Source organism: Desulfitobacterium sp. THU1 (genome assembly GCF_038181555.1).
GTDB lineage: Bacteria > Bacillota > Desulfitobacteriia > Desulfitobacteriales > Desulfitobacteriaceae > Desulfitobacterium.
Genome location: NZ_JBBWUA010000019.1, coordinates 1 through 25,018, shown reverse-complemented (window position 1 = coordinate 25,018; position 25,018 = coordinate 1). Strand labels below are relative to the sequence as shown.

The 25,018-nt window shown below is 42.6% G+C and carries 26 protein-coding genes; all 26 read left to right on the top strand.

Features of this window, described 5'->3' with window-relative positions; all coding sequences use genetic code 11:
• The 26 genes from neuC (at position 1) to AAC978_RS13055 (ending at position 24,913) form a co-directional block, all read left to right on the top strand.
• Positions 1-1,167: a UDP-N-acetylglucosamine 2-epimerase gene (neuC, locus tag AAC978_RS13180; RefSeq protein WP_341548530.1), complete on the top strand. Its 1,167-nt coding sequence runs from the start codon at positions 1-3 to the stop codon at positions 1,165-1,167.
• A 194-nt stretch (positions 1,168-1,361) separates the two neighbouring features.
• Entirely contained in the window at positions 1,362-1,718 is a 357-nt protein-coding gene (locus tag AAC978_RS13175) for an IS3 family transposase (protein ID WP_341548529.1), read from the top strand.
• A 132-nt stretch (positions 1,719-1,850) separates the two neighbouring features.
• Positions 1,851-2,714: an NAD-dependent epimerase/dehydratase family protein gene (locus AAC978_RS13170; RefSeq protein ID WP_341548528.1), complete on the top strand. Its 864-nt coding sequence runs from the start codon at positions 1,851-1,853 to the stop codon at positions 2,712-2,714.
• Positions 2,711-3,796 carry an FkbM family methyltransferase gene (locus AAC978_RS13165; RefSeq protein WP_341548527.1) on the top strand — a complete coding sequence of 362 codons (1,086 nt, stop codon included), beginning with the start codon at positions 2,711-2,713 and terminating at the stop codon, positions 3,794-3,796. Before AAC978_RS13170 ends, AAC978_RS13165 begins: the two co-directional genes overlap by 4 nt.
• Before the next feature lie 50 nt (positions 3,797-3,846).
• Positions 3,847-4,839: a radical SAM/SPASM domain-containing protein gene (locus AAC978_RS13160; protein WP_341548526.1), complete on the top strand. Its 993-nt coding sequence runs from the start codon at positions 3,847-3,849 to the stop codon at positions 4,837-4,839.
• A 4-nt stretch (positions 4,840-4,843) separates the two neighbouring features.
• Positions 4,844-6,295, top strand: a complete 1,452-nt coding sequence (locus AAC978_RS13155) for an aldo/keto reductase (protein ID WP_341548525.1) — start codon at positions 4,844-4,846, stop codon at positions 6,293-6,295.
• 44 nt (positions 6,296-6,339) lie between these two features.
• Positions 6,340-7,500 carry a class I SAM-dependent methyltransferase gene (locus tag AAC978_RS13150; protein ID WP_341548524.1) on the top strand — a complete coding sequence of 387 codons (1,161 nt, stop codon included), beginning with the start codon at positions 6,340-6,342 and terminating at the stop codon, positions 7,498-7,500.
• Between the two features lie 83 nt (positions 7,501-7,583).
• Positions 7,584-9,242, top strand: coding sequence for a glycosyltransferase family 2 protein (locus AAC978_RS13145; protein ID WP_341548523.1), 1,659 nt, complete (start codon positions 7,584-7,586; stop codon positions 9,240-9,242).
• Positions 9,243-9,254: 12 nt separating this feature from the next.
• Positions 9,255-10,619, top strand: coding sequence for a lipopolysaccharide biosynthesis protein RfbH (gene rfbH, locus AAC978_RS13140; protein WP_341548522.1), 1,365 nt, complete (start codon positions 9,255-9,257; stop codon positions 10,617-10,619).
• 21 nt (positions 10,620-10,640) lie between these two features.
• Entirely contained in the window at positions 10,641-10,838 is a 198-nt protein-coding gene (locus tag AAC978_RS13135) for a YjfB family protein (RefSeq protein ID WP_341548521.1), read from the top strand.
• A gap of 285 nt (positions 10,839-11,123) precedes the next feature.
• Positions 11,124-12,614, top strand: a complete 1,491-nt coding sequence (fliD, locus tag AAC978_RS13130) for a flagellar filament capping protein FliD (protein WP_341548520.1) — start codon at positions 11,124-11,126, stop codon at positions 12,612-12,614.
• 83 nt (positions 12,615-12,697) lie between these two features.
• Complete coding sequence (gene fliS, locus AAC978_RS13125) at positions 12,698-13,090, top strand: flagellar export chaperone FliS (protein WP_341548519.1); 393 nt, start codon at positions 12,698-12,700, stop codon at positions 13,088-13,090.
• Positions 13,091-13,123: 33 nt separating this feature from the next.
• Positions 13,124-13,456: a hypothetical protein gene (locus AAC978_RS13120; protein ID WP_341548518.1), complete on the top strand. Its 333-nt coding sequence runs from the start codon at positions 13,124-13,126 to the stop codon at positions 13,454-13,456.
• A 14-nt stretch (positions 13,457-13,470) separates the two neighbouring features.
• Positions 13,471-13,851 (top strand): flagellar protein FlaG, encoded by a 381-nt coding sequence (locus tag AAC978_RS13115; protein WP_341548517.1) that lies wholly within the window; start codon positions 13,471-13,473, stop codon positions 13,849-13,851.
• 392 nt (positions 13,852-14,243) lie between these two features.
• Positions 14,244-16,442, top strand: a complete 2,199-nt coding sequence (locus AAC978_RS13110) for a chemotaxis protein CheA (RefSeq protein WP_341548516.1) — start codon at positions 14,244-14,246, stop codon at positions 16,440-16,442.
• 20 nt (positions 16,443-16,462) lie between these two features.
• Entirely contained in the window at positions 16,463-16,906 is a 444-nt protein-coding gene (locus AAC978_RS13105) for a chemotaxis protein CheW (RefSeq protein ID WP_341548515.1), read from the top strand.
• Positions 16,893-18,041 carry a protein-glutamate methylesterase/protein-glutamine glutaminase gene (locus AAC978_RS13100; RefSeq protein WP_341548514.1) on the top strand — a complete coding sequence of 383 codons (1,149 nt, stop codon included), beginning with the start codon at positions 16,893-16,895 and terminating at the stop codon, positions 18,039-18,041. Before AAC978_RS13105 ends, AAC978_RS13100 begins: the two co-directional genes overlap by 14 nt.
• Before the next feature lie 5 nt (positions 18,042-18,046).
• Positions 18,047-18,574: a flagellar basal body rod protein FlgC gene (gene flgC, locus AAC978_RS13095; RefSeq protein ID WP_341548513.1), complete on the top strand. Its 528-nt coding sequence runs from the start codon at positions 18,047-18,049 to the stop codon at positions 18,572-18,574.
• An 8-nt stretch (positions 18,575-18,582) separates the two neighbouring features.
• Positions 18,583-18,927, top strand: coding sequence for a flagellar hook-basal body complex protein FliE (gene fliE, locus AAC978_RS13090; RefSeq protein WP_341548512.1), 345 nt, complete (start codon positions 18,583-18,585; stop codon positions 18,925-18,927).
• Positions 18,928-19,020: 93 nt separating this feature from the next.
• Positions 19,021-20,622, top strand: coding sequence for a flagellar basal-body MS-ring/collar protein FliF (gene fliF, locus AAC978_RS13085; protein WP_341548511.1), 1,602 nt, complete (start codon positions 19,021-19,023; stop codon positions 20,620-20,622).
• Position 20,623: 1 nt separating this feature from the next.
• On the top strand, positions 20,624-21,628 hold the full coding sequence (fliG, locus tag AAC978_RS13080) for a flagellar motor switch protein FliG (protein WP_341548510.1): 1,005 nt from the start codon (positions 20,624-20,626) through the stop codon (positions 21,626-21,628).
• Positions 21,612-22,502 (top strand): FliH/SctL family protein, encoded by an 891-nt coding sequence (locus tag AAC978_RS13075; protein WP_341548509.1) that lies wholly within the window; start codon positions 21,612-21,614, stop codon positions 22,500-22,502. Before fliG ends, AAC978_RS13075 begins: the two co-directional genes overlap by 17 nt.
• Positions 22,486-23,787 carry a flagellar protein export ATPase FliI gene (gene fliI / locus AAC978_RS13070; protein WP_341548508.1) on the top strand — a complete coding sequence of 434 codons (1,302 nt, stop codon included), beginning with the start codon at positions 22,486-22,488 and terminating at the stop codon, positions 23,785-23,787. The genes AAC978_RS13075 and fliI overlap by 17 nt, the downstream gene beginning before the upstream one ends.
• A gap of 27 nt (positions 23,788-23,814) precedes the next feature.
• Positions 23,815-24,258, top strand: a complete 444-nt coding sequence (locus tag AAC978_RS13065) for a flagellar FliJ family protein (protein WP_341548507.1) — start codon at positions 23,815-23,817, stop codon at positions 24,256-24,258.
• Positions 24,255-24,467 carry a flagellar FlbD family protein gene (locus AAC978_RS13060; protein WP_341548506.1) on the top strand — a complete coding sequence of 71 codons (213 nt, stop codon included), beginning with the start codon at positions 24,255-24,257 and terminating at the stop codon, positions 24,465-24,467. Before AAC978_RS13065 ends, AAC978_RS13060 begins: the two co-directional genes overlap by 4 nt.
• Positions 24,464-24,913 carry a flagellar basal body-associated FliL family protein gene (locus AAC978_RS13055; RefSeq protein ID WP_341548505.1) on the top strand — a complete coding sequence of 150 codons (450 nt, stop codon included), beginning with the start codon at positions 24,464-24,466 and terminating at the stop codon, positions 24,911-24,913. Before AAC978_RS13060 ends, AAC978_RS13055 begins: the two co-directional genes overlap by 4 nt.
• The last annotated feature ends 105 nt before the right edge of the window (positions 24,914-25,018 follow it).

Here is a 25,018-nt window from a genome sequence, read left to right as displayed (position 1 = left end):
TTGGGGAAAATAGAGACGATCGTTTTTATAACTGGTACCAGAGCGGATTATGGCAAATTGAAATCTCTTATTAAGGAGACACAAAAATATTTTGAGACGCACGTCTATGTATGTGGTATGCATTTGTTGCCTCAACATGGTAGTACTTATAATGATATTATCAATGACGGATATGAAAATATCCATCTGGCTAAGGATATTGTATATACCAGCAAAATGGATATTGATCTTGCCAGTACAATGATTAGCCTTAATTCATACGTTAATGCAATAAAACCGGATTTAATCGTAGTCCATGGCGATAGGATTGAGGCCTTAGCAGGAGCAATATCAGGAATGTTAAATAATGTTCTGATCGCACATATCGAAGGCGGAGAAGTAACAGGAACTGTCGATGAAGCGATACGCCATTCTATTAGTAAAATGGCCCAATACCATTTTGTAGCCAATTATGAGTCCAAACTGAGAATACTGCAGCTTGGAGAGAGTGAGGAAAATATTTATATAACAGGGTCACCGGATATAGATATTATGCTATCTGAGCTGCCCAGTATCAATGAAGTTAAACATAGATATAATATAGAATTCGATGAATATGCGATTCTTATATATCATCCCGTAACAACGGAAGCCATGGCAACTGAGAAGCGTATTCTTCAAGTTTTAGCGGCTGTAGAGAAAAGCGGAAATAATTTCATTGTCATATACCCTAACAATGATTTAGGTAGCGATGTTATTATCCGGGAAATTGAAAAGCTCAAATCAAATAAAAGATATATGGTGTTTCAGTCCTTGCCTTTTGAATACTTTTTAAGTCTATTGAAACATTCGCTCTTTATTATTGGTAATTCCAGCGCCGGAATACGAGAGGCTTGTGTTTATGGCATACCTGCTATCGATCTTGGGACAAGGCAGCAGGGAAGGTATCAACATTCTTATCTAAGAAATATACAGCATTCTCAAGAGAATGAGAATGAAATTTTATCTTGCATAAAGCAAACCGCTAGGCATAAATGCATTTCTCACTATTTTGGGAATGGTAATAGCGCAAAACATTTTGTCGACGTTTTAAAATCAGGTCGAGCTGCTTCGGTGCAAAAAAAGTTTATTGACATGAATGAAACACAAGAAGCAATACAAAATTACATCAATGAGGTATGCTTTTAATGAAAAAGGCGGTATTGACTGGCGGGACAGGTTTTTGGGTCATTGGCTATTAAAAGAACTGGTTAAGCATGATGTTTTTGTCTACGTGGTTACAAGAAAAAACTCACCTAGACGAGCGGTAATAATGAACCCATAAATTAAGACAAAAAAACGCTTCTGAGTTTACATCATTTAAACGTCGGTCAATGTCCGGTATGGCGGAAAGTAAACTTACTATATCGCAGCAAGCTGAGTTATTAAGCATCAATAGGACTTCCTTATACTATAAGCCAGTCGAGCCAAATGAGGATGATATTCGGATTAAGAACTATATTGACAAAGTCTATACATGCTGCCCCGAATTCGGCTACCGTAGGATTTGCCAATGGCTCAATCGCTATGAGAGAGCCGCCGTAAACTACAAGGCTGTTCTACGTCACATGTGCGAGGTGGGAATTCAGGCAGTATATCATGCGCTATTACACTTCAGTAGAGCTTGGACTACCGCACCCCACGGTAGATTTACTGTAGCAGCTACGCTGGCAATCTTCTTTTGGGATAAGTGCCGGTAGATAAGATGATAAGGGCCTATTAACAGTGTCTTTGTCATCTTACCTAGTATTGCGGTCGGACATACAGAAGACGTTTGTTGCTACGGTGCAGACACAAGAGGTAATAACAAATTATATAAATGAGGTGTGTTTTTGAAGAATGTTATTATCACAGGGGCGACAGGGTTTCTTGGCTATGCTTTGTTGCTTGATTTAATCGAAAACAACATTCATGCAACTGTGTTATGCCGTAGAAATTCCAAACGGAGGATGCGGCTTGATAATTTGAGGAATATCAAAATAATTGAGTGTGACTTGTCATATGCAAGTGAAATATTATTAGACGGTGATTACGATACTTTCTATCACCTTGCTTGGGAGGGGGACAGGAACGATTTTGACAAGCAATATCGTAATATTGATGTCACCTTGGAGTGCCTGAAACTGGCAGCAAAATCCGAGTGCAGACACTTTATATGCACAGGATCACAAGCGGAGTATGGAAACGTTAAGGGACTTATCACCGAAGAAACACATTTGCTCCCCACAACAGCATACGGTACATGTAAAGTGGCAACTTACTATCTCATGCGTGATTTGGCATGTCGATTAGGGATAGACCATACTTGGGTACGGCCGTTCAGCGTATATGGTAAGCACGACAATCCCAATTCGTTGCTTCCGCAAATGATGGAAGCTTTTTTATCAGGTCGCGATTTCACACTTGCATCAGATGGTACGCACACTTGGAACTATCTGCACGAGACAGATGCCGCACGGGCGTTGCGGTTGCTTGGTGACTGTGAGACAAGCGATTCTCTATTTAACCTTGCGGGTGATGAAAATATCCCACTTTGCGAATATGCCGAGCGTGTACGACAGGCACTTAATCCAAACGGAATTGTAGCATACGGTAATAGAAAAAGCGAAGTGAACCTTAATGTGTCAAATGAAAAATTAAAGAAAGCCACTGGTTGGAAACCGGAATTAAAGTTCGAGAAGGAGAATTTTTTATGATAGCGCTTACCCCTCCAAGGTGGAAATATCTTGAGGATATGATTGATGGCAGAGTGATGTATGTTAACGAAAAACTTAACAATGTCAAGGGTCATGACATTGTGATATTCCCTGCGGGACAAACAGCAGAGATGCTCTGCAATACGCTTATGTGTGAAGGTAAGGACGTGGCGTTCTTTATAGATAATAATCCTGCGGAACGGAGGATTTGCAATAAAGAAATCCGCCACAGCTCTTGTGTAGAAGAGGATGGTTTTGCAGCTAAATATATTGTGATACTTGCTTCTTCACACAAAAATAATTCAGATATTAAAAAACAGCTTCCTTGCAATTGTACTGTTATCGATTGGTATAGTTATATTATTTCTCAAAATTGGATGGATATTAAGTCAGTTGCCGAATCACTTGACGACGACGTGTCCAGATATGCATATTTTTCATCAGTATATGGGCAGATGACAGGGGACTTTTCTTATATTGAGTGTGTTCCCAACCAATATTTTGCTTTGCCAACTTTTAATTCTCCGTTTGGTGAAGTGTTAGTGGACTGTGGGGCTTTTGTCGGGGATAGCTTTGAGCAATATGTATATCGTTCGTATGGTAATATCAGAGTGTATGCATTTGAAGCCTCACCAAGCAATGTAATTGCATGCGAGGTAAGAGCTAAGAGGCTTTATAGCGAGTTTGCGATGGCAGCGGATTCTATCGTAATCGAACACTTAGGTGTAGGTTCGACTAGAGGAGAACTGAAGTTCACTCAAAATGCTGCAGTAAACTGTCGAAATAATTCCGATGGTGATATGGTTGTGAATATTATTCCACTCGATGACTATTTCCGTGATAAAAAATGTCCAACTATAATCAAGACTGATGTTGAAGGGATGGATTATGATGTTATTGTCGGAGCAAAGGAATTAATATCCCAAAACTATCCGAAACTTGCAATCAGCATATATCATACGCCGGTTGATTTAACGCGTATTCCGGGGTATATTCGAAAAATTGCACCGGAGTACAGCCATTTTTCCGTAAGAACCCATCATACAGATTACCAAGACACGGTTTTATACGTTTGGAAATAAGACCATTAATGAAACGGGATAGATATCATAGTGAAAGGAATGGTCTTTCTATGGCAATTACTAACAATATGTTTAATCCCAATCGTATAAATCTTGGAGAGACAATACCATTAAGCTCGCCTCTTGTAATACAGCTTGAGACATCGGGCTTCTGTAACCTTAAATGTGTATTTTGTCCGTGTGGAAACGACAGTTTCGGAGCAATTATTAAGGATACGATGACTCTCGAAACTTTCAATTTATTTTTGATGCAATGCAAAGAATTTCCCGACAAGATTAAAGCGCTTCGAATAATCGGAATCGGAGAACCACTTATGAACAAGCATCTACCGGAGTTTGTTGTTGCCGCAAAGCAGTCGGGTATTTTTGAAAAGGTTGAAATAACCTCAAATGGAGTGTTTTTAACACCAGAACTAAGCGATGCGTTAATAGCCGGAGGTCTTGATGTATTAATTATTTCGCTTGAAGCTATTGATAAAATCAAATTTCATGAAATCTGCAGGGTGCATGTTGATATAGACAAAATCCATGAAAATTTGAAATATTACTATGAACATAAAGTTGATGGTTTACTCTATATAAAAACAACAAACTACGCATTTGAACTAGAGGAAGAAAAAGAGAGGTTCTTTACGGAATACGGGGGAATATGTGATTACATTTACGTCGAAAATGTAATAGAAAACTGGCCGGAGTTTTCAGCAGGCACGAATGGTAATTCTGTTAGGTATGAAATGGAGCAATATCAAACACAAAAGCGTGTTTGTGTTCAACCATTTAAGCTACTGTGTCTCGCCGCCAACGGTGATGTTATGCCATGCAGTGTAGATTGGAAACGCAAGTTGAAGGTTGGTAATATATACAATGAAAAACTGTCGGAAATCTGGAATGGGCTGCGGTTGCGCAATTTTCGTATATCGCTTCTTGAACAAAAAAATTGTGATTACTGTAAGAAGTGTTCCTATACGAAATCAAACCAACCAGACGATATTGATGTGTATTCTGAGGAGATTCTGAAACGACTTAAAAAACTGGAGGTATAATACGATGGAGATGCAATATCGAGAATTCGGCAATACAGGAAAACAAGTATCCATCGTTGGCTTTGGTGGTTCCAGGTTTGATGCAAAGAATAGGAGTTTCGATGAAAATGTTGAGCTTGTTATGAAAGCAGTTAATTTAGGCATCAATTATTTTGACACTGCGCATCTTTACTGCAATGGTCAAAGTGAGGGCATTATCGGTGAAGGTTTGTTACGTGCTGCATCTTTAAAAAAGCACGAAGTATACGTTTCTTCAAAGTCGGCAGTGAATAACGACCCGAATGCAGATGCAGTTCTTCGGAGAGTTGAGAAAAGCCTTGTGGCACTGCAGGTTGACAAGCTTAACTTTTTTCATATATGGGGAGTCCTTGATATGAAGCAGTTTTCACAAGTGATGAAGCCTAATGGTCCAATATATGGTGCTATCCGTGCCAAGGAAAAGGGATTAATTGATCACATCTGTGTGTCTGTTCATTTGGATGGTGACGATATTGAATCTATCTTAAAAGAAGATATCTTTGATGGTATAACGATAGGTTTCAATGCACTTAACTGGAGATACAGAATGAAAGGATTAAAGCTGGCGGCAGATAAAGGCTTAGGTGTGGCGATTATGAACCCATTAGGCGGTGGCGTAATACCGCGTAGCAAGAAGTACTTTTCAAATTTGGATTCTGGAGATGGTATTGCGGCAGGGGCATTGCGTTTTGTTGCTTCACATAAGGAAGTTTCAACAGTACTTGTAGGTGTCGAAAAAACACGAGATATTGACCAAGCTTGTGATGCTATCGGCGGTAAAGTCTTACTAAACTACGATGAGGATATTCGAAAAAAAATATACGCATTATCTGATATTGCAGATAATCAAATTTGTTCAGGGTGTAAATATTGCTCTGAATGTCCGAAGGATCTCGAACCATTTAAGTTAATGAGTGCGTACAACGAGTATATATTCACCGGTCGGGACAAGCAGTATTTCTTTGATAGGATGAAGGAATGGTACGGTTTCAGTCCTTATTTGAGCTATAACTGTATTTCCTGCGGAAAATGTGAACGTCACTGTACTCAGCATTTACCTATAATTAATCGAATCAAAGATATAAATGATTGGGTTAAGGATAATCACACGGATATGTTAGAAATTTGCAATCGTGTATTTCCGAATGACAAATCAAAGCCAGTTGCTTTATATGCGGCTAGCGTTGCAGCGGCACAGCTGATTGATAGCTATAGAGCAAATGTTGGCAGCATTGATTTCCCTTTGTATCTGTTTGATTCGAACAAAGAACTGCATGGACTAACTTTCGCTGAAACGGGATTAATGATTCATCGACCTGAAGACATTGTAGATATGAATATAAAACATATAGTGGTGGCACAGAGGCAATATTTTAATGACATAGAAAATTTCTTAAGAACATTAGTTCCAATTGAGGTCGAGATAATTTGCATATGAAACTGGGGATTGTTATAAAATGATTAAGGAGAATTTGAACGTTAATGAAACGAGATAGATGTCCAATTTGCGGTAGTGAGAAAAAAGCCGCAATTTATTCACACAAACTTGAACCAATTAGCGGTATTCCTACATTGTATGACTCGGTTACCGTCTGTGGCGATTGTGATAATATTTATGCTGAAGCGGTAATGGATCAAGAAGTCTATGACCGGTATTACAGTGTATTCAGCAAATATGAGACGAATTATCAAGAAGCCGAATCGACTTTGGTATACGCTCAACATTTGGAGACAGCAAATTTGTTAAGTAACCACTGTCCAAAGCCGGAATCGGCTATTGCTGATTTGGGTGCGGGTCATGGTACAACACTTAAAATTCTAAAATCAATAGGATACGATAATCTTTGTGCCGTTGAATTGTCAGCGGATAATTGTCGACATATTACCGATGACCTTGGTATTGCATCCGTAAATAAAAGCATCTTTGCCTTGTCGGAAAGGGGTGGGGGATTTGGTGAATTCTGCCATCATGAGCTGGATGGTATTATTTTAGAAGGCGTTATGGAACACATAGTTGATTTGCACAGGCTGGTGGATACTATGTCGCTCCTGCTTAAAAGCGGAGGTATTGTCGTAGCTTGTGTCCCGGCATTTGGCATAAATCCCTTGGATAAGGTCAGTCCGTTTGAAGAATTTTCACCGGAGCACATAAATTTTTTTACGGAAGATTCCCTTACTTTACTGATGAATCTGCATGGTTTTACTGCACTTGAACATAGGTTCAGAGAGGGAATATTATATTCAGCCTTTGTTAAACACGATTCTGAAGATATTGCGGAAAAATATATTAATCACAGTTTTTCGCAGATAAGTGAAACCTTACGACTTATTGAAGGATATTCCATAGCAGGAAAACCAATTGCGATTAGGGGTACAGGATTGCTAACGCGTTATTTATTTGCAAATAGCGAACTTGGCAAGTGTAATATCGTAGCAGTTGCAGATAGTAATCGAAATTATCAAGGCTTAACGATTGCAGGACACACAATTTCCACACCGGAGGTTTTCAGAAAACTAACGTCAGATGTTGACATATTTGTAATTAGTTACTTTTATACCGAGGCGATACAGTGTGAATTACAAGCTGAGGGAATCGTAAACAATATTATATGTTTACCAATAAAGTTATTAGAGAAAAATTAACCGACATTTTGCAAATAACTAAGCAATTTGAGCGGGTTTCCCCTGTATGTTAGAAAAAATTTGGACTAAGGGTTGGAATTAATATGTCTAAAAATAATAACCGATCACTGATAGATCAAGTGCTTGATATTATTAATACTCTTATTGAAGCAGCCGGGTATATGTATGAATGTGCATTGGTCAGAAAGTCCTCACAGATTGAAGCAACAGCATCAGATATGGTAAATATGCTACAAATACTTTATCCAGTTGCTTGTCAAATAAAAGGACAAATTCCTTATATTTCAGCGCCTAACAGTTGTGAGAATCTATTATATTGCGTCAATACTATTCTTAGATATGTTCGAACAAGATCCGAGAGGATTAACTCGAAAATTGAGTTTGAACTGATACCAATCTTACAAGACTTTTACTATGATTTTTACTTCTTTACCTGTGTATTTGGTAGTAAAAGGATGGAAAAGAAGCACTATGAAGAAGAATTTAACAGAATGATTGGTAATCATTATATTGATCAAAGTATGAAAACAGGCGAATATAAATACGATGTTTCAATCTCAGTCCTTGCCTATAACAAAATTGAATATACCAAACAATGTGTTGAGAGTATAATCAAATTTACACCAAGTTATGTGAACTATGAATTAATACTGATTAATAATGGGTCTGAAGACGGCACTGCAGAATATTTTGAGTCTCTCTCACCAACTAAGATATTTTCATTGAGAAAAAATTCTTTAAACATTATGACAGGTGCGATTTCGAGAATTTATGAGGGGAGGTATCTATTGGCAATCTCCAACGATGTTATAGTTACAGAAAACTATTTAGAAAATTTGATGGAATGCATTGATTCTGATCCTCAAATAGCTATGGTAGTGCCTACAACGCCTAATATTTCGAATCTTCAAGCTATCCCAGCTCAATATTCGAATCTCGAAGAGATGCACGCATTCGCAAAGGCGAACAATGTTTCCAATCCAATGAAGTGGGAGGAAAGAACAAGGCTTTGCAATCCGCTTACCTTTTGCCGAAGTGATGTATTCTTTTCATCAACTGGTGTAGGCGCTATCGATAAATATTTTGTATATGGCGAATTCGGCGACGATGCTTTGGCATTGCGGCTAAGGCGAGCTGGGTGCAAAATGATCTTGGCAAAAGATTGCTATTGCTACCATTTTGGCAGTGTGACTCTAGGAGAAGCGCAAGTTAAAGAAAGTACTCTTGAAAAAAGTCGACAACTATTTCTCGACAGATATGGAGTAGATGCTTGGGGTACTGGATTTTGCTTTGATATGAGTTTAATTGAAGCATTAAATATTAAGTCAAAGGGACTAGTCAATGTTTTGGGTATCAACTCAGGGTTTGGATCAAATCCACTCAAAATAAAAACAATGCATAAAGAAGCAGGTAATCAAGAGGTCATCCTATATTATTTAACAGATGATGAACGGTATGTTCCAGATATGAAGGTTTACGGTGATTATGTTGAATGTGTTGATGATGTAATCGCTGATGTTTTCGGCCATACTTCTTTTGACTATATTTTACTAGAGGAAAATGCTGAAAGCACTTTAGAAATGCCTGATAGTCTAGGAAAGCTAAAGAGGAAGCTTAATAGTGGTGGAACCCTTGCCATATGTGTTAAAAGTGATAATGAAATTAAAATGCTTAATAACTCAAGCGCAGATAGGATCGTACAAGGATATAATTGCCATTGGTATTTATGGATGATTAAGTAGGAGATTAAGGCTTTGAAAAATAGTAATCAATTAAAACAAGAAATAATGAAACTAGCAGAGGAATACTATAAGGCCAAATATGATGAAGACAAGTTACGCCGTACAAATGAAAAGGTAAACTATGCGGGAAGAGTTTACGATGAAAAGGAGATTTTAAACCTAATTGATGCTAGTTTGGAGTTTTGGCTAACCTCCGGTAGATATACAAAGAGGTTTGAAGAAAGACTGGCCATTTTTTTGGGTATAAAATACTGTTACACTTGTAATTCTGGTTCAAGTGCTAATTTATTAGCCTTCATGGCACTTACTTCACCCTTATTAGGAGATAGGAGTATTCTGCCCGGCGATGAGGTCATAACTGTTGCGGCGGGATTTCCGACCACTGTAGCCCCTATTATTCAGTATGGGGCTATTCCTGTATTTGTTGATATAACGATACCCCAGTATAATATTGATAGCAATCAGGTAGAAAAAGCAATAACAGACAAGACAAAGGCTATAATGATTGCCCATACCTTAGGAAATCCTTTTGATTTATTCGAGATTAAGAGTATATGTGATAAGCATAACCTATGGCTTATTGAAGATAACTGTGATGCTTTAGGTTCAAAGTATCATGTTGACGGAAAGTGGCGCTATACGGGAACTATAGGTGATATTGGGACATCCAGCTTTTACCCGCCTCATCATATGACTATGGGGGAAGGCGGCGCTGTATATACAGATAATCCCTTATTGGCTAAGATAGTTTTATCGTTAAGAGACTGGGGACGCGATTGTTCCTGCCCATCGGGTGTTGATAACAAGTGCGGCAATAGGTTTGAGGGTCAACATGGGGAGCTTCCACATGGTTACGATCATAAATATGTCTATTCGCATTTTGGTTATAATCTTAAAATTACCGATCTACAAGCGGCTATAGGTTGCGCGCAGCTTGAAAAGCTGGAAGGCTTCATCCAAGCAAGAATAAAGAACTGGGATTATTTGAAAAAAGAACTTATAGAGCTTGGAGATGTGCTGATTTTTCCAGAAGCAAATGAAAATTCGCAACCAAGTTGGTTTGGTTTTTTAATAGGTGTTAAAGAAGAAGCAAGCTTTAGCAGAGATGAAATTGTAAAGTACTTAGAGGAAAGTAACATTCAAACCCGCATGTTGTTTGCTGGAAATCTCATCATGCATCCTTGTTTTGACAAGCTAAGGAAGCAGAAAAAAGGATATAGGCAAATGGGTAACTTATCCAATACAAATTATGTTATGAAGCATAGCTTTTGGATAGGAGTATATCCGGGAATGACGCAAGCGATGCTGGATTATATGATTGAATGCATCAAGAGCTTTGTTAAGTCTAATAATCAGATGAAGATTACGAATGTATAGATCATAGAAGGAGGCATCCAGATGGATATAGCAGCAATGTCGGTTGTTATGAATCAAGCGAAAATCCAACAGCAAGCATCAATATCAGTTATGAAAATGACCATGGATATGGCGAGCGAACAAAGTAACTCGCTGGCAACACTGATTGAGGGCATGTCAGCAGCGAACGAGCTATCAGTGAACCCGCATTTGGGGAGTAATATTGATATTCTAGCATGATAAGGAGTCATCAGACCGCTGAACCAATATCCACATTGGGTTCAGCGGTCTTTTGGTGGAACTCAAACAGAGTATTTGAAATTCGGCACTGGTGCCGAATTTCAAATACTCTGTTAAACATCCTTATAGAAAATTTGCCCGAAAGTCCTAAAGTATCTCAATGATTTATCCGATATAAACAATATAGAGTCTAATTTAAGAACTAAATATGATTATTATGATCTATAGATTTCAATAAGAAGAATCGACGATTACATCTGTCACTTGTAACAAGGGGGTATTTTAATGTCAATACGTACTTATGGGCTAAGCGGATCGGGCATGGATGTAGATCAATTGGTCAAGGACATTATGTCTGCACGCCGAGAGCAACATGATAAACTCTGGCAGAAGAAAACTCAGCTCGAGTGGAAAAAAGCTGATTATAATACCATGTATAATTCGATCCAGACCTTCCGCAATACCACAGCCTTTAACTATCGGCTTTCAAGTACAACGAACCCAAAGTCGGTTGTTTCATCTTCAGAAAGCATTATAACGGCTACTGCGAATTCTGACGCGGCTAATGTGAGCCATAGTGTTGATGTATCCCAATTAGCTCAGGGGGCAAAAGCGACCAGCACAGCTAAGATTACTGTTGGGGACAGCAAAGATACTCTAGTTTCCCAGTTTGGTTTAACTGCAGGAACTAAATTTAATATTGTGCTTAGTGACCGTAGTGATGGCACCGGAGCAAAGACCATCGAAGTTGATGCTGATAAGAGTATCTATGATTTTGTGAGCAGTATCAATAATTCTGGTTTGGGGATAAAAGCAACTTACGATGCGACTCTCGATCGCTTTAATATGAGCACCACGGGTTCTGGTGCTGATGTAGCTATTAATTTTACGGGCACGACAGATTCTATCGGAGTAGGATTCATTCAAGATAAATTGAAGCTAAATGTTTTCGATGCTGGTCAGAATGCTAAAGTCAAAATCGATGGTATTGATTTCGAGCAATCGAGCAATACCTTCACAGCCTTCGGCGTTACCTATAATCTGAAGTCGGAGGGAATTGCGAACCTGAACGTCTCCGCTGACAATGATAAAGCGATTTCGGCTGTAAAGGATTTCGTTGAAAAGTACAATAGCTTACTTGAATCAGTCGAAGGTGAACTTAAAGAAGCAAAAAACAAAAGTTATATGCCTTTAACAGATGCGATGAAGAGTGATTTAAGTGACTCAGAAATTACCAAGTGGGAAGACATGGCGAAAAGCGGGCTTTTGCGCAATGATTCCACCCTCCAATCCCTCCTTTATAAGTTGCGTAGTGATGTCTCGACTCCGGTCAGTGGAATTGCCGGCAAATATAATTCCTTGGCTTCTATCGGTGTGACCACAGGGAATTATACTGAAGGCGGCAAACTTAATATTAATGAAACAAAGTTGAAGGAAGCCTTGGAAGCTGATCCTGATATTATCAATAAACTATTCGGCTCAACCGGAGAAGATCGGAATTCTCAAGGGGTAGCAGTGCGTTTCTATGATACGCTGAAATTATCCTTGGATAGCATTAAGGAAACTGCCGGAATCGTTGGTACCACCAAAGGTGACACAGAAAGCACTCTGGCCAGACAAATCAAGGATTATGAAGATAGTTTGAACCGCATGAACGATCGTCTTAGTCAAATGGAAGAAAGATACTATAAGCAGTTCGATGCTATGGAAAAGGCCTTAAGCAATTTAAGTCAACAAAGCAGTTGGTTGGCGAATATGTTCACTCCTAGCAACTAGGTCTTAATCTAAGAGTGCGACATTAGGTTAATAACATAAGATGATTTTCTAACATAGTAATTGAAAGTGGAAGTGAAATAAATATGTTAAATTCCCAAATGGCTGCAGCCTATAAGAATCAACAGATTATGACCGCACCACCGGAGCAGCTGACCTTACTTCTATATAATGGAGCACTGCGATTCTTAGCTGAAAGCATTCTAGCATTAGAAAAAGGTGAAACAGAAAAGTCCCACAAGGCCAATTTGCGAGTGCAGGCTATCGTTCGTGAGTTCATGGTGACGCTAGATATGAATTATGAACTCTCACAGAATTGGGCAGCACTCTATGAATATATCGAGAATTGCTTAATAGAAGGCAATATTAAGAAGGATGTTCAGCAACTGAACAACGCCAAGACAATCTTAGAGGAAATGCGCAATACCTGGCAAGAGGCTATGAAGCTAGCTCAACAAAGCAAGCTGGCCGTACGATGAGGGTTGTAATCTGGAGGGAGAGAGGATAAAGGTATGATCAATAAAACAGCGCTTGAATTATGGCAAGACTACCTTTTCCTCACTAAGGAAATGCTTAAGTTCCTCGACCGCCAAGATATGGAGCTGTTTTATGAGCTGATGAATCAGCGGGAGCGGTTGCAGGCTCTTATCGAAGAGGCACCGGACGATGGTTATCTCTCTTCCCCTGACGGAAAGAAACTACAGACACAGATTTTGAGTGAGAATCAAGTCCTGATGAATCATTTTCAAGGGACGCATAGCAAGGTGAAACACCACCAACAAGTAGCGGATGCCTACTCGGGTGGAAATCAGTATTCTACAGCAAGCAGAAACTGGGAGCGCTAAAGGAGGAATTTGCGATGTTCACCATCGAGCCAATTCAACCCAATAATCAGAAGACCATCATGCCCGTGGATGCTTATGCTGGTCAAAAGTTGGAACGATCCCAAGATTTTGCGCGACCGGTTGTGGAACGGAAAAATGAGATCCCTGATGCTCGGGAAGACATTCCCAGAGAAGAAGTGGAGAAGGCTCTAGATAAGCTAAACCGCTTTATGAATCTAATCAACAAGGGAATGCGTTTTGATCTCCATGAAGAGGAGAATTCGGAAGAGATCCTCGTCCGAATTGTTGATCAGGATTCAGAAAAGGTCCTTAAGGAGACCTCGCCAAGATGGGTCTTAGAGCTCCTCCACAATCTTACCAATGAAGCCGGGTTATTTGTGGATCAACGAGTTTAGGATACATTCCATAAGCATTAAGGAAACACTTCAAGCTATTTGTTGAAGTGTTTTTTTGATGCTTCTTATTTTTTATATACCAAGGGCAGATAATATCAGAATCAAGAATGGATAAAAGATAGGACAAAAGTCCTGTAAAAAAAGGACTCGTAAATACAGAATTTGTCAGATTGTTGTATTTACACAGGGATTGCGAAGATGTTAGTATGATTAGGTAAAAGTAACTAGAAGCATCAAACTTATGTTAACAACTCTTTGCTTGGAGGAATTATAAAATAAATGGCGAATTACTCAAAGATACTATGAACTCAAGGGTTTCATCGATTACATAATAAAAGGTCTTTAATTTTTATAAATCTATCAAAAAGCAAAAGTTAGGGGTGGAACTGGATATGAGCCAAGAGGACAATCAAAATATGGGTGTCGATTTGGGAGAGTTTTTGGAATTCTATCTCCTCGACTCGCAGGAACAAGTCGAAAAGCTTGCTGCTGGATTGTTGCAACTAGAAAAGGAAGGCAATAATGTCGGTCTAATTAATGACTTATTTCGATCAGCACATAGTTTAAAAGGGGCATCCGGGACCATGGGTTTTACGTCCATTGTAGCCTTAACCCACTCAGCCGAGGATTTACTCGATCGGTTGCGTCAAGGGAAGATGGAAGTGTCTCTTCCCATGGTCGATATTTTATTAGCGGTTACTGATCGAGTGAAAGAAATGTTAAGACAAGTCGAGCAGCGAGTAGAAATAAACGTTGAATTTCAAGATGTGGTCGATGAAATGAATGCCCTCATGAGGGGTGAAGCTCCTGTACCGGCCAAGACTATTGAAGCTCCTGTACATAGTGAAGCGCCCTCTACACCTTCTGAATATACACCGATCGATTTCCAACTAACAGAAGAAGTTCGTGACCAAGTTCAAGATGCCCAGGGTTTAGGACATGGCATCTACCAAGCGGTCATAAAATTCGCTCCCAATACATTGATGAAGGCTGTGCGAGCAGTCATGGCTGTACAACGCATGGAGAATGTGGGAAAGGTCGTTAAAATGATCCCCAGTGTGGAAGACCTTGAAGTGGGCAACCAGGATGAGTTTGCCCTGCTGATCCTCTCCGATGATTCGCCTGAGGAGATTCGGGAAGAGCTATTAGCCGTATCGGAGATAGCTGAGGTTGTCATCCACCCCTATTCCGGTACTACAACCGGGACTCCACTCGTCACTAACCAAGTGGCAGCAGCAGTACATGCCGAAGTATTAGAAGGTGCAGAAGCACCTTTTGATACTGAGCAACTGAAGCAAGGAATCAAACCTGCACAACCAGTCGCGGTAAAGGCTGTACCTTCATCTCCCGCAAAGCCTGTGGCAGGGAATGCTAATAATGGTGCAAGTGAAGGAAGTAATCAAGTCCATACGATTCGAGTCGATACCGTTCGCATGGATAACTTGATTAATTTGGTCGGGGAGATGGTCATTACCCGGACTCGTTTAGTTCAAATTGGCCAGGATTTAAAAGAACAATATCACATGGATGCCATGGTCAATAACTTAAATGAGACGACGGTGTATTTAGGGCGTCTTATGAGTGATTTACAAGAAAGCGCCATGCGTTTGCGTATGGTTCCGATTGGCACTGTATTCAGCCGCTTTCCGCGCCTGGTGCGAGATCTATCACGCAAAACTGAAAAAGAAATCGAACTGGTCCTCAAGGGTGAAGATACAGAATTAGATAAGACGGTCGTGGAAGTGATTGGCGATCCTCTCATGCATCTAATCCGTAACTCTGTCGATCATGGCATTGAATCCCCCGAAGAGCGTCGTGCTGCAGGCAAGCCAGAGTTGGGAACCATTACCCTTGATGCGTATCATGAAGGAAACCATATCGCTATTCTCATCTCAGATGACGGCAAGGGCCTTGATCTCAATAGAATCTACGAAAAAGCACTGAGCAAAGGGCTGGTCGGAGAAAGAGAAGGCCTCTCGGATCGAGATATCGCTAATCTAATTTTCTTGCCAGGCTTTAGCACAGCGGACCAAGTCACGGATATCTCCGGACGGGGAGTGGGCATGGATGTTGTTAAGAAAGCCTTGAATAATCTGGGCGGTATGATTGACATTACCACACGAGCCGGCGAAGGGACAACCTTTACCATACGCCTACCCCTGACCTTGGCCATTATCCAAGCCCTACTGGTTGAAGCTGGTACAGAGATCTATGCTGTTCCACTCTCATCTGTGCTGGAGACCCTGCTGGTCGAGCAAAAGGAAATCAAGAATGTGGGCGGCATACCTATGGTACAGCTTCGTGGCAATACCTTACCCTTGATTTCTCTACGTGAAAAATTCGAGCTTCCCCCGGCAGAGGTTGAGCCGGAAGAAGTTTTTGTTGTTGTCGTAGGCTTAGGTGATAAGGCCTTGGGTCTGATCGTCGATGGATTGCGCGGACAACAAGAGGTAGTCATAAAATCTTTAGGAGAGTACCTTAATAATCTGCCCGGGATTGCCGGGGCTACTATCTTAGGTGATGGTAAAGTAACTCTGATTCTCGATATTGGTAGCTTAATTCAAGATATACTAGTGACCAGAAGAGGTTAATATAAAAGGAGGGCAAAAAAATGGCAGAAGAACAATTAGTTACTTTCGGTCTCGGCACTGAGGAATTTGGGGTGGACATCATGCTTGTCCAAGAAATTATCCGTATCCCTCCCATTACAAGGGTTCCTAAAGCTCCGGACTATGTAGAAGGTGTTATTAATCTGCGGGGTAATGTTATTCCTGTCGTCAGTCTGCGCACTCGTTTTGGTATGGAGCGTGTGGAAGAGAGTGATTTGAGCCGGATTATTGTGCTCCAAGTACAGAATAAAGTCTTTGGTATCCGGGTGGATGCAGTCACGGAAGTACTACGTTTGGATGCCGAATCGATTGAACCACCACCGCCAGTGGCCTTAGGGATGGATTCTCATTTTATCCGTGGTGTGGGCAAGATTGGAGAGCGTTTACTCATACTTCTCAATCTCGATAACATCATGGGTGGTGAGATGAACCATGAATCGGCCTAATTCCCCAATCACAGTTCTGATTGTGGATGACTCCCCCTTCATGCGTCTCACACTCCAGAAAATATTAAGCCAAGATCCAGAAATTAAGGTCTTAGATACAGCCAGAGACGGTCGCGAAGGTATTGAAAAGCTTCAAGCTCTCCGCCCTCAGGTGGTGACTATGGATATTGAGATGCCGGTCATCGACGGCCAACAAGCACTAGGGGAGATTATGCGTTGGCAACCGACACCGGTTATTATTCTAAGCGCTTTGACTACAGAGGGAGCCCAAGCCAGCCTGAAAGCTTTGGAGGCGGGAGCCTTTGAAGTGGTGACTAAGCCTTCCGGTGGACCCGGAGATGTGCAGGCATTGGCTCGGGATCTGATCGACAAAGTCAAAGCGGCAGCCCAAGTGGATCCTAATCGATTAGCTAAAAAAGGGGTAAGCCGATCAATAATAGGTACCGGAACTCGGCCGACTTCAACGGTAAATGCACCGGAGCCTGCTCTGCGGCCCGGCTCCGCTACCATAGCCAAGAAACATTCCTTAGAGCGGGGGGAATCCACGCCTAAGCACCCGATTGAGATCGTAGCGATTGGGACCTCTACTGGAGGACCCTCGGCCCTCCAAGCTGTTTTGACACAACTCCCGGCTAATTTTCCGGTTCCCGTACTCGTAGCTCAACATATGCCACCCGGCTTTACGGCGCCTTTGGCCCAACGCCTCAACGGCATGTCTCCGCTTCATATCCGCGAAGGAGTTCATGGTGAGGCTTTAAAGGCTGGAACTATCTATGTTGCCCCTGCCGGTAAACAGATGCAGGTTCAGAGACGGGGCACCCAGCTCCATCTCCATATCGGTGATGAATCTCCGATAACCACCCTTTACCATCCTTCGGTGGATGTTATGTTTTTATCCTTGGCTAAGGAAGTAGGTAAGGGGAGCTTAGGGGTGGTCATGACTGGCATGGGCAATGATGGACTTAAAGGGATGAAAGAGATTAAAGAACGAGAGGGCTTCGCCATTGCCGAGGCTGAAGAGACCTGTGTGGTTTATGGTATGCCGCGAGCGATTGTTGATGCGGGATTAGCCAATCGGGTTGTTCCCTTAGGGGAGATTGCTCGAACAATAGTTGAATGTGTGCAAAGGAGGTAACAACCATGAGTATTTTTGGATCAATGGATACCAGCGCCTCGGGCTTGACTGCTCAGCGGTTGCGCCTTGATGTCATATCCAATAATATTGCAAATATCAATACCACCCGGACAGGAGAGGTTACTCCAGGGGGGAACCCTATTCCATACCAACGCCAAGTCGTTGTATTTAAAGCGAGAGAACCTCAATTTAGCTTTGCTGAAACGCTAAATCAGGCCTTGCAGGGGAAACGAGTGAATTCCACAGCCCTAACAGCAGGACTTGCCACCCGTGGTAAAACAGGCAATGGGGTGGATGTTCAAGCCATTGCAGAAGATCCTGCTGCATTCCGTTTGGAGTACAACCCGGATTCTCCTGATGCAGCCCAGACTCCCGAAGCAGGGCTTCCTGCTGGTTATGTACGATTACCTAATGTCAATATCGTCACCGAAATGGTGGATATGATATCAGCCTCACGGGCTTATGAAGCGAATGTTACGGCGATGAATGCTTCTAAGTCGATGATGAGCAAAGCTTTGGAAATAGGGAGGTAATATATTAAATGGCAATTAATCCAATCGCTCCGTTGAACCCGATGCTTTTGACACCTAATCTGAATTCAATTCAGGGGATAAATACCCAGGGGAATCAAGAGAAGTTAGGTGATGTGGGAGCAGGCAAAGTCGGTGCAGATTTTGGTCAATTCTTGAATGATGCTTTACAGAAGGTCGATGCCCTTCAGAAGGAAGCGGATGTAGCTAGTTTCGGACTAGCCACAGGTCAGATCCAAGACCTCCACACAGCAGTCATTGCCATGGAAAAAGCCAGTCTTTCCTTATCCTTAACTGTAGAAATGCGTAACAAAGTGTTGGATGCTTATCATGAAGTCATGAGAATGCAGATTTAATTATGAGTACATAGGTAGATACGGTTTCTTGAATCAGTTTTAGGGGTTATCTTGTAAAAAATATGAGTAGATACAGAAAGAGGAGCGATACCTTTGAATTTTTCGTGGGCTGAAATTAAATCATCCGTACAAGCATTTTGGGGCAAACTCTCTCGCCTACAAAAGGTTGTTACTATCGCCGCTCCTCTGGCAGTTGCTATTGCGCTCATCTCCTTGCTCTATTGGGCAAGTAATCCTAATTATGTGCCAATCTTTACGGAACTGTCTGATGTAGAGGCCGGAGAGATTACGACTGAATTAAAGGCATTAAAAGCTGATTACAAATTAGGTAACAATGGTTCTTCTATCTTGGTCCCTGAAAAAGAGGCAGCAGCGATTCGACTGGAGCTGGCCAATTCTGGTTTGCCGAAAGGAAGTCAATTCAGTTGGAGTGAAAGCCTTAACGAGATGCGCGTCGGAGAGACAGAATCTGACCGCAGATTGCGTTATAATTTAGGGTTACAAACTGAGCTCGAGACAACTTTAAAGACCCTAAGTAGCGTCCAAGCTGCTCGAGTGCATTTAGCAATACCAGAGCCGACCCTTTTTGTAGAGCAGCAGGAGGAAACTACGGCAGCTGTTACTCTTACCCTTAAGGAAGGTGAGCCTATCACTGAGGAGCAGATTCGAGGGATTGCTAATCTATTATCTGCTTCAGTGGAAGGACTTAAGCTGGAGAACGTGACTATCGTGGATTCTAATGGGAATGTCCTTTCTGACGTGCTAAGTGAAGATAAATTACCAGGAAAAATGACAGCTACCCAGATTCAGTTGAAGCAGCTTACTGAAGAGAATATTCGCAAATCCGTGCAAAGCATGTTAGATAAGGTGTTTAGCCCCGGGAAGACGGTAGTCCGAGCCAATGCGACCTTAGATTTCGATGAAGTTAAGACGGACTCAGTGGTCCATGGACCGGGTGCAGTGCTCAGTGAGGCACATACAACGGAGAACACGACGAATACTTCTGCGGGTGGAACAGCCCCAGGGGTTAATACAAATGTCCCGGGTTATATCGCTCCGGATGGACAGGGTGCAACCTCAACATCGGAAAGCACCAGTGACACCATTAACCACCAGGTCGACAGCACCCAAGAACAACGGGTTAAGAATCAAGGGGATATTAAGCGTCTTTCTGTCTCAGTAATGCTGGATGCCGACACCATAAGTGAAGATCAGGTAGATCAAATTAAGGCTATCGTAGGTTCAGCAGCCGGAATCGTTCTAGAACGAGGAGATGAAATTCAGGTAGCGGCTTTACCTTTTGATAAAACAGGTGCCTTAGAACAAGAACAAGCCATGGCAGAAGCAGCCCGTAAAGAGCAGATGCGTACTTATATCGAATGGGGAGTAGGTGCCCTATTAGCACTAGCTTTCTTATTTGTTCTTTTCCGTATGCGATCCAAACGCAAGCAAGACGCAGGAACTTTGGGCCTCGGTCAAGAGCTTCAGCCTGTGCCACTAGCGGCAGCTGAAGAGCTTCTGCTTTCCCAACAGGAGGCTGAGCGGGAAGCCGAGCTTAAGCTTGCACAGTCAAAACAAAAAACTGCCGAAGAAATTGAGCGCCAAAAGATTAAAGAAGCTGTGGATACCTATGCCCAGAGCAATCCCGATGAAGTGGCGCGTCTTGTTAAAACATGGCTAGCGGAGGAAAAGTAACATGAGCCAGCAGCTTACCGGAATTCAGAAGACAGCTATATTGATGATTTCCTTAGGGTCTGAACGGTCTGCGAAGGTCGTTCAGCACTTAACTGAGGCGGAGATTGAGCAATTGACCTTAGAGATGGCTAATGTGCGCAAGATTTCTTCGGAACAGCGGGATGCGGTTGTCGATGAATTTTACCAGATGTGTGTGGCTAATGATTATATTTCTCAGGGGGGTATCGATTACGCACGGGATGTTTTAGAGAGAGCGCTAGGTGAACAACGGGCTTTTGAGATTATCACCCGTCTTTCTACTTCTTTGAAAATGCGCCCCTTTGATCTAGTGCGACGTACTGACCCAAAACAATTGCTTTCTTTTATTCAAGGGGAGCATCCTCAAACTATTGCCTTAATCATGACCCACTTGCCTGCAGATAAAGCGGCTATTCTCCTCTCGAGCTTGCCTCAGGAACGACAAGCTGATGTGACGAAACGGATTGCATTAATGGGTAGAACAAGCCCTGATGTTTTAAAAGAGATTGAGAAGATACTAGAAAGAAAAATCTCCAGCTTGGCTCCCGCGGATTACACCTCATCTGGAGGCATCCAAAGTGTGGTCGATATTCTTAACCGCAGTGATCCAGGCACCTTAAAAGTTGTCATGGAGACCTTAGAAGTGGATGATCCGGAATTGGCTGAACAGGTTAAACGGCAGATGTTTGTTTTCGAAGATATCGTTATGCTGGATGACCGAGGCATACAGCTGGTGCTGCGTGAAGTAGATATGAAGGATATGGCCCTCTCACTCAAAGGCTCTAATCCGGAAGTGGCTCAAAAAATCATGGCCAACATGTCTGCCCGAGCATCACAAAACTTACGCGAAGATATGGAGTTCATGGGGCCTGTCCGCTTGAGAGATGTCGAAGAAGCACAGCAACGTATTGTTAAAGTAATTCGTCGACTGGAAGAAACTGGTGCAATCGTCATTTCGAGAGGTGGCAGTGATGAGATCATATATTAGGGCTCGAGTGGTTAAATGCAATGCCGTAGCATTCAGTGACCCCTGTGTGGTTGAACAAACTGAGGAATTGCAATTACTAGGTAAGAATCTATCCCTACTCAAGAACCAAAAAAATAGCTTTACCCAAGAAGAACACTTTCAGCCTCTATCGATCAATAGGGTTGAAGAAGTTGAGCAAACTGAAGAAATTGAAGAGGGTGCAAACCGTCAACTTCAAGAGGCTCAGGCGCAAGCCGAGAAAATCATCGCTGAGGCTGAACAAAAGCATGCTGAGGCCTTGTTAGCTCTAGAGCAAGCTAAAAAGGAAGCTGCTGATCTCCTAGAAAAAGCTCGTGTTGAAGCAGAAGATTTTGCTAAAAAGCTTCATGAGGAAGTCTCCCAAGAAGCGTACCAAGAAGGACATGCCCAAGGTTTAGCTCAAGGACTAGAGGAAGGCAGAGTTCAGGGGACAAGTGAAGCTGAGTTAATCAAGTCCGAAGCCCAAAAGATTCTTGGCCTTGCTCAAAAGGCTGCCCAAGAGGAATGGAGTAAAGTGGATGAAACTATGCTTCAGCTAGCCTTGAGGGTTGCGGAGCGGATTCTGAGGGTCCAAATCCAAGCGCATCCCGAGTACTTATTACAACGAATTCGTGCCCTATCCTTACTCCCTGAAGAGCGCGAGGGATGGAAGCTTCATGTTTCCTTGGCAGACTACGCATGGCTTACTCAATCAGCAGAAGATATTAGTATCCCCTTGTTAGAAGACCAAACCCTGGCCGCCGGGGATTGTTTCCTCGAATGCTCGGAAGGTATTTTTGATGCTCGTGTGGAGGCACAGCTAGATCGCTGTGAACAACTCCTAAGAGAGGAGCTCAGGCATGACCGATTGGCCTAACCTGGTTGACAAGATTGGCGATTTGGATTTGATTGTATCACATGGTCGAGTGGCTAAAATCGTTGGACTCATGATTGAATCCGATGGTCCTCGAGCAAGTGTGGGAGAATACTGCAAGATCCATACCCAGCACGGCCAAGAAATTCCGGCTGAGGTGGTGGGATTTCGCAATTCTACGACCTTGCTGATGCCCTTGGCCGAGCTGGAGGGAATTTCTCCAGGTGATCGAGTCGTCCCTCAACAGCATAAGCTTAAAGTCGGGGTCGGGTCGGCACTTCTTGGCCGCATCATTGATGGTCTCGGACAGCCCTTGGACGGTCGACCCTTATTTACCAACCGAGATTATCCTTTGCAAAATGCTCCACCCAATGCTTTTCAGCGCCCCCGCATCCGTGACTATCTAAGCGTAGGGGTGAGAACAGTAGATGGTCTTTTGACCCTCGGTAGAGGACAGAGGTTAGGGATTTTTGCCGGGTCCGGAGTTGGAAAAAGCACCTTACTGGGGATGATGGCTCGAAATACTACCGCCAGTGTGAATGTAATTGCTCTGGTTGGGGAACGTGGCCGGGAGCTTCGCGACTTTATCGAGAAGGATCTGGGCGAAGCAGGCTTAGAGCGTTCGGTGCTGGTGGTAGCGACCTCAGATCAACCGGCTTTGGTACGCTTAAAAGCAGCCTTCACCGCGACTGCCATCGCCGAATACTTTCGTGATCAAGGGCAGGACGTACTCTTAATGATGGATTCCGTGACGCGTTTCGCCATGGCTCAACGGGAAGTGGGGCTAACCACCGGTGAACCACCGGCAACTCGTGGCTACCCACCATCGGTTTTTGCGCTCTTACCCAAGCTATTGGAACGCTCGGGGATGAGCGAGCGTGGCAGTATCACAGGAATCTACACAGTACTTGTGGATGGGGATGATCACAACGAACCCATCGCCGACTCTGTCCGAGGGATCCTCGATGGACACATTGTCTTAACCCGAGAATTAGCGATGCAAAACCATTATCCGGCCATAGACACTCTACAATCCGTCAGCCGGGTGATGAATGATATTGTTTCACCAGAGCATAAAGACCTTGCTGGAAAACTCCGGGAGCATCTGGCCGTCTACAATGACGCCAAAGATTTGATCGACATCGGAGCCTACGTGACCGGGAGCAATCCTCGCATTGATGACGCTATCCAACATATCGAAGGTATCAATCGCTTCCTCCGCCAAGATGTAGAAGAGATGGCCACCTTCGACGAAATGATTGAACAGCTCAAGTTGGCTTTGCAGTGATGACTTGCAGAAAAGGAGGGTACCTGAGTGCCCAGATTCAAATTCCGTCTCGAAGCAGCCTTAAGTCTTTCTAAACGTAGCCTCGAAGAGCAGCAAAGACGTTTGGCTCATGAAACTCAAAAGCTCTTCCAGCTTCAAGAGGCTTCCCAAGAGCAAGAACGAGTTTGGCAGTTTGCCCTAGAAGGTCAGAAAGATGCCTGCCAAAGCTCCCCACAGGATCTGGGGCTGTGGCAGACCTTTACGCAGAAGCAACTGGAACTCCTACGGCAACGGGAGAAGGAGGCTCTCCAACAGGAGGGTGTTGTAGAAAGACAACGGGTAAGGCTTCTGGAAGCTCATCAAGATAGGGAAAAGCTAAAAAAGCTAAAAGAAAAGAAAAGATTAGTATTTAACCTTAAGGAACAACGCCGTGAGCAAGCCGTCCTTGACGAAGCAGGCCAAATCATTTTTGGACGGAGGAACAGCTCATGATTGAAGTCACGCGCCTTAATGGTAAAAAGCTAGTTATTAATTCGGATCTTATCGAAACTATGGAAGCAACCCCGGATACGGTTATTACCTTAACGGGAGGAAATAAATATGTGGTTGTTGAATCTACTGATGAACTGATTCGCAAAGTTGCGGAATATAAGAGATTTTGTCATCCGCTATTTCGGGAAGGGGAGATACCAAAAGAATGAACCAGCGAACACTGATTACACTTTTCCTGGCGGGATTCCTAGGCTCAACGATAGGAGTTATAGGAACCATAGGGGTCCAAAAGATATTTTTTGATGAAGGCCCCACTCAACAAGTGGTAGAGATGAAGGAAGGTCCAGTGATACCTATCGGGGAGTTTACTGTGAATCTCCGCGGCGGGGCTTTTTTGAAGACGACTATTGCTATCGAAGGTATGAATGCAAAATCGGAAGAGCCGATTTTGGCCAAGGATGCCTTTATCAGGGATCGCATTAATACCGTGCTTTCCAGCAAGTCCTTACAGGATATGCAACCTGAGGTGCGCGAGGACCTGAAGAGCGAACTCGTGACCCAATTAAATGAAGTCACGGGCAATCAAGTGCAGAGCATCTTTTTCTTATCCTTTGTTTATCACCTAGATTCTACGTCAGTACTTCAAAAAGCATAATCAAAGCCTTGATAAATATGCGTTCCTTCGAAATTCAGCTTTCACCCATTGGGTGAAAGAAAAGTGCTCAAAAATATGTTAAATTATCAGCTTTTATGACTCGAT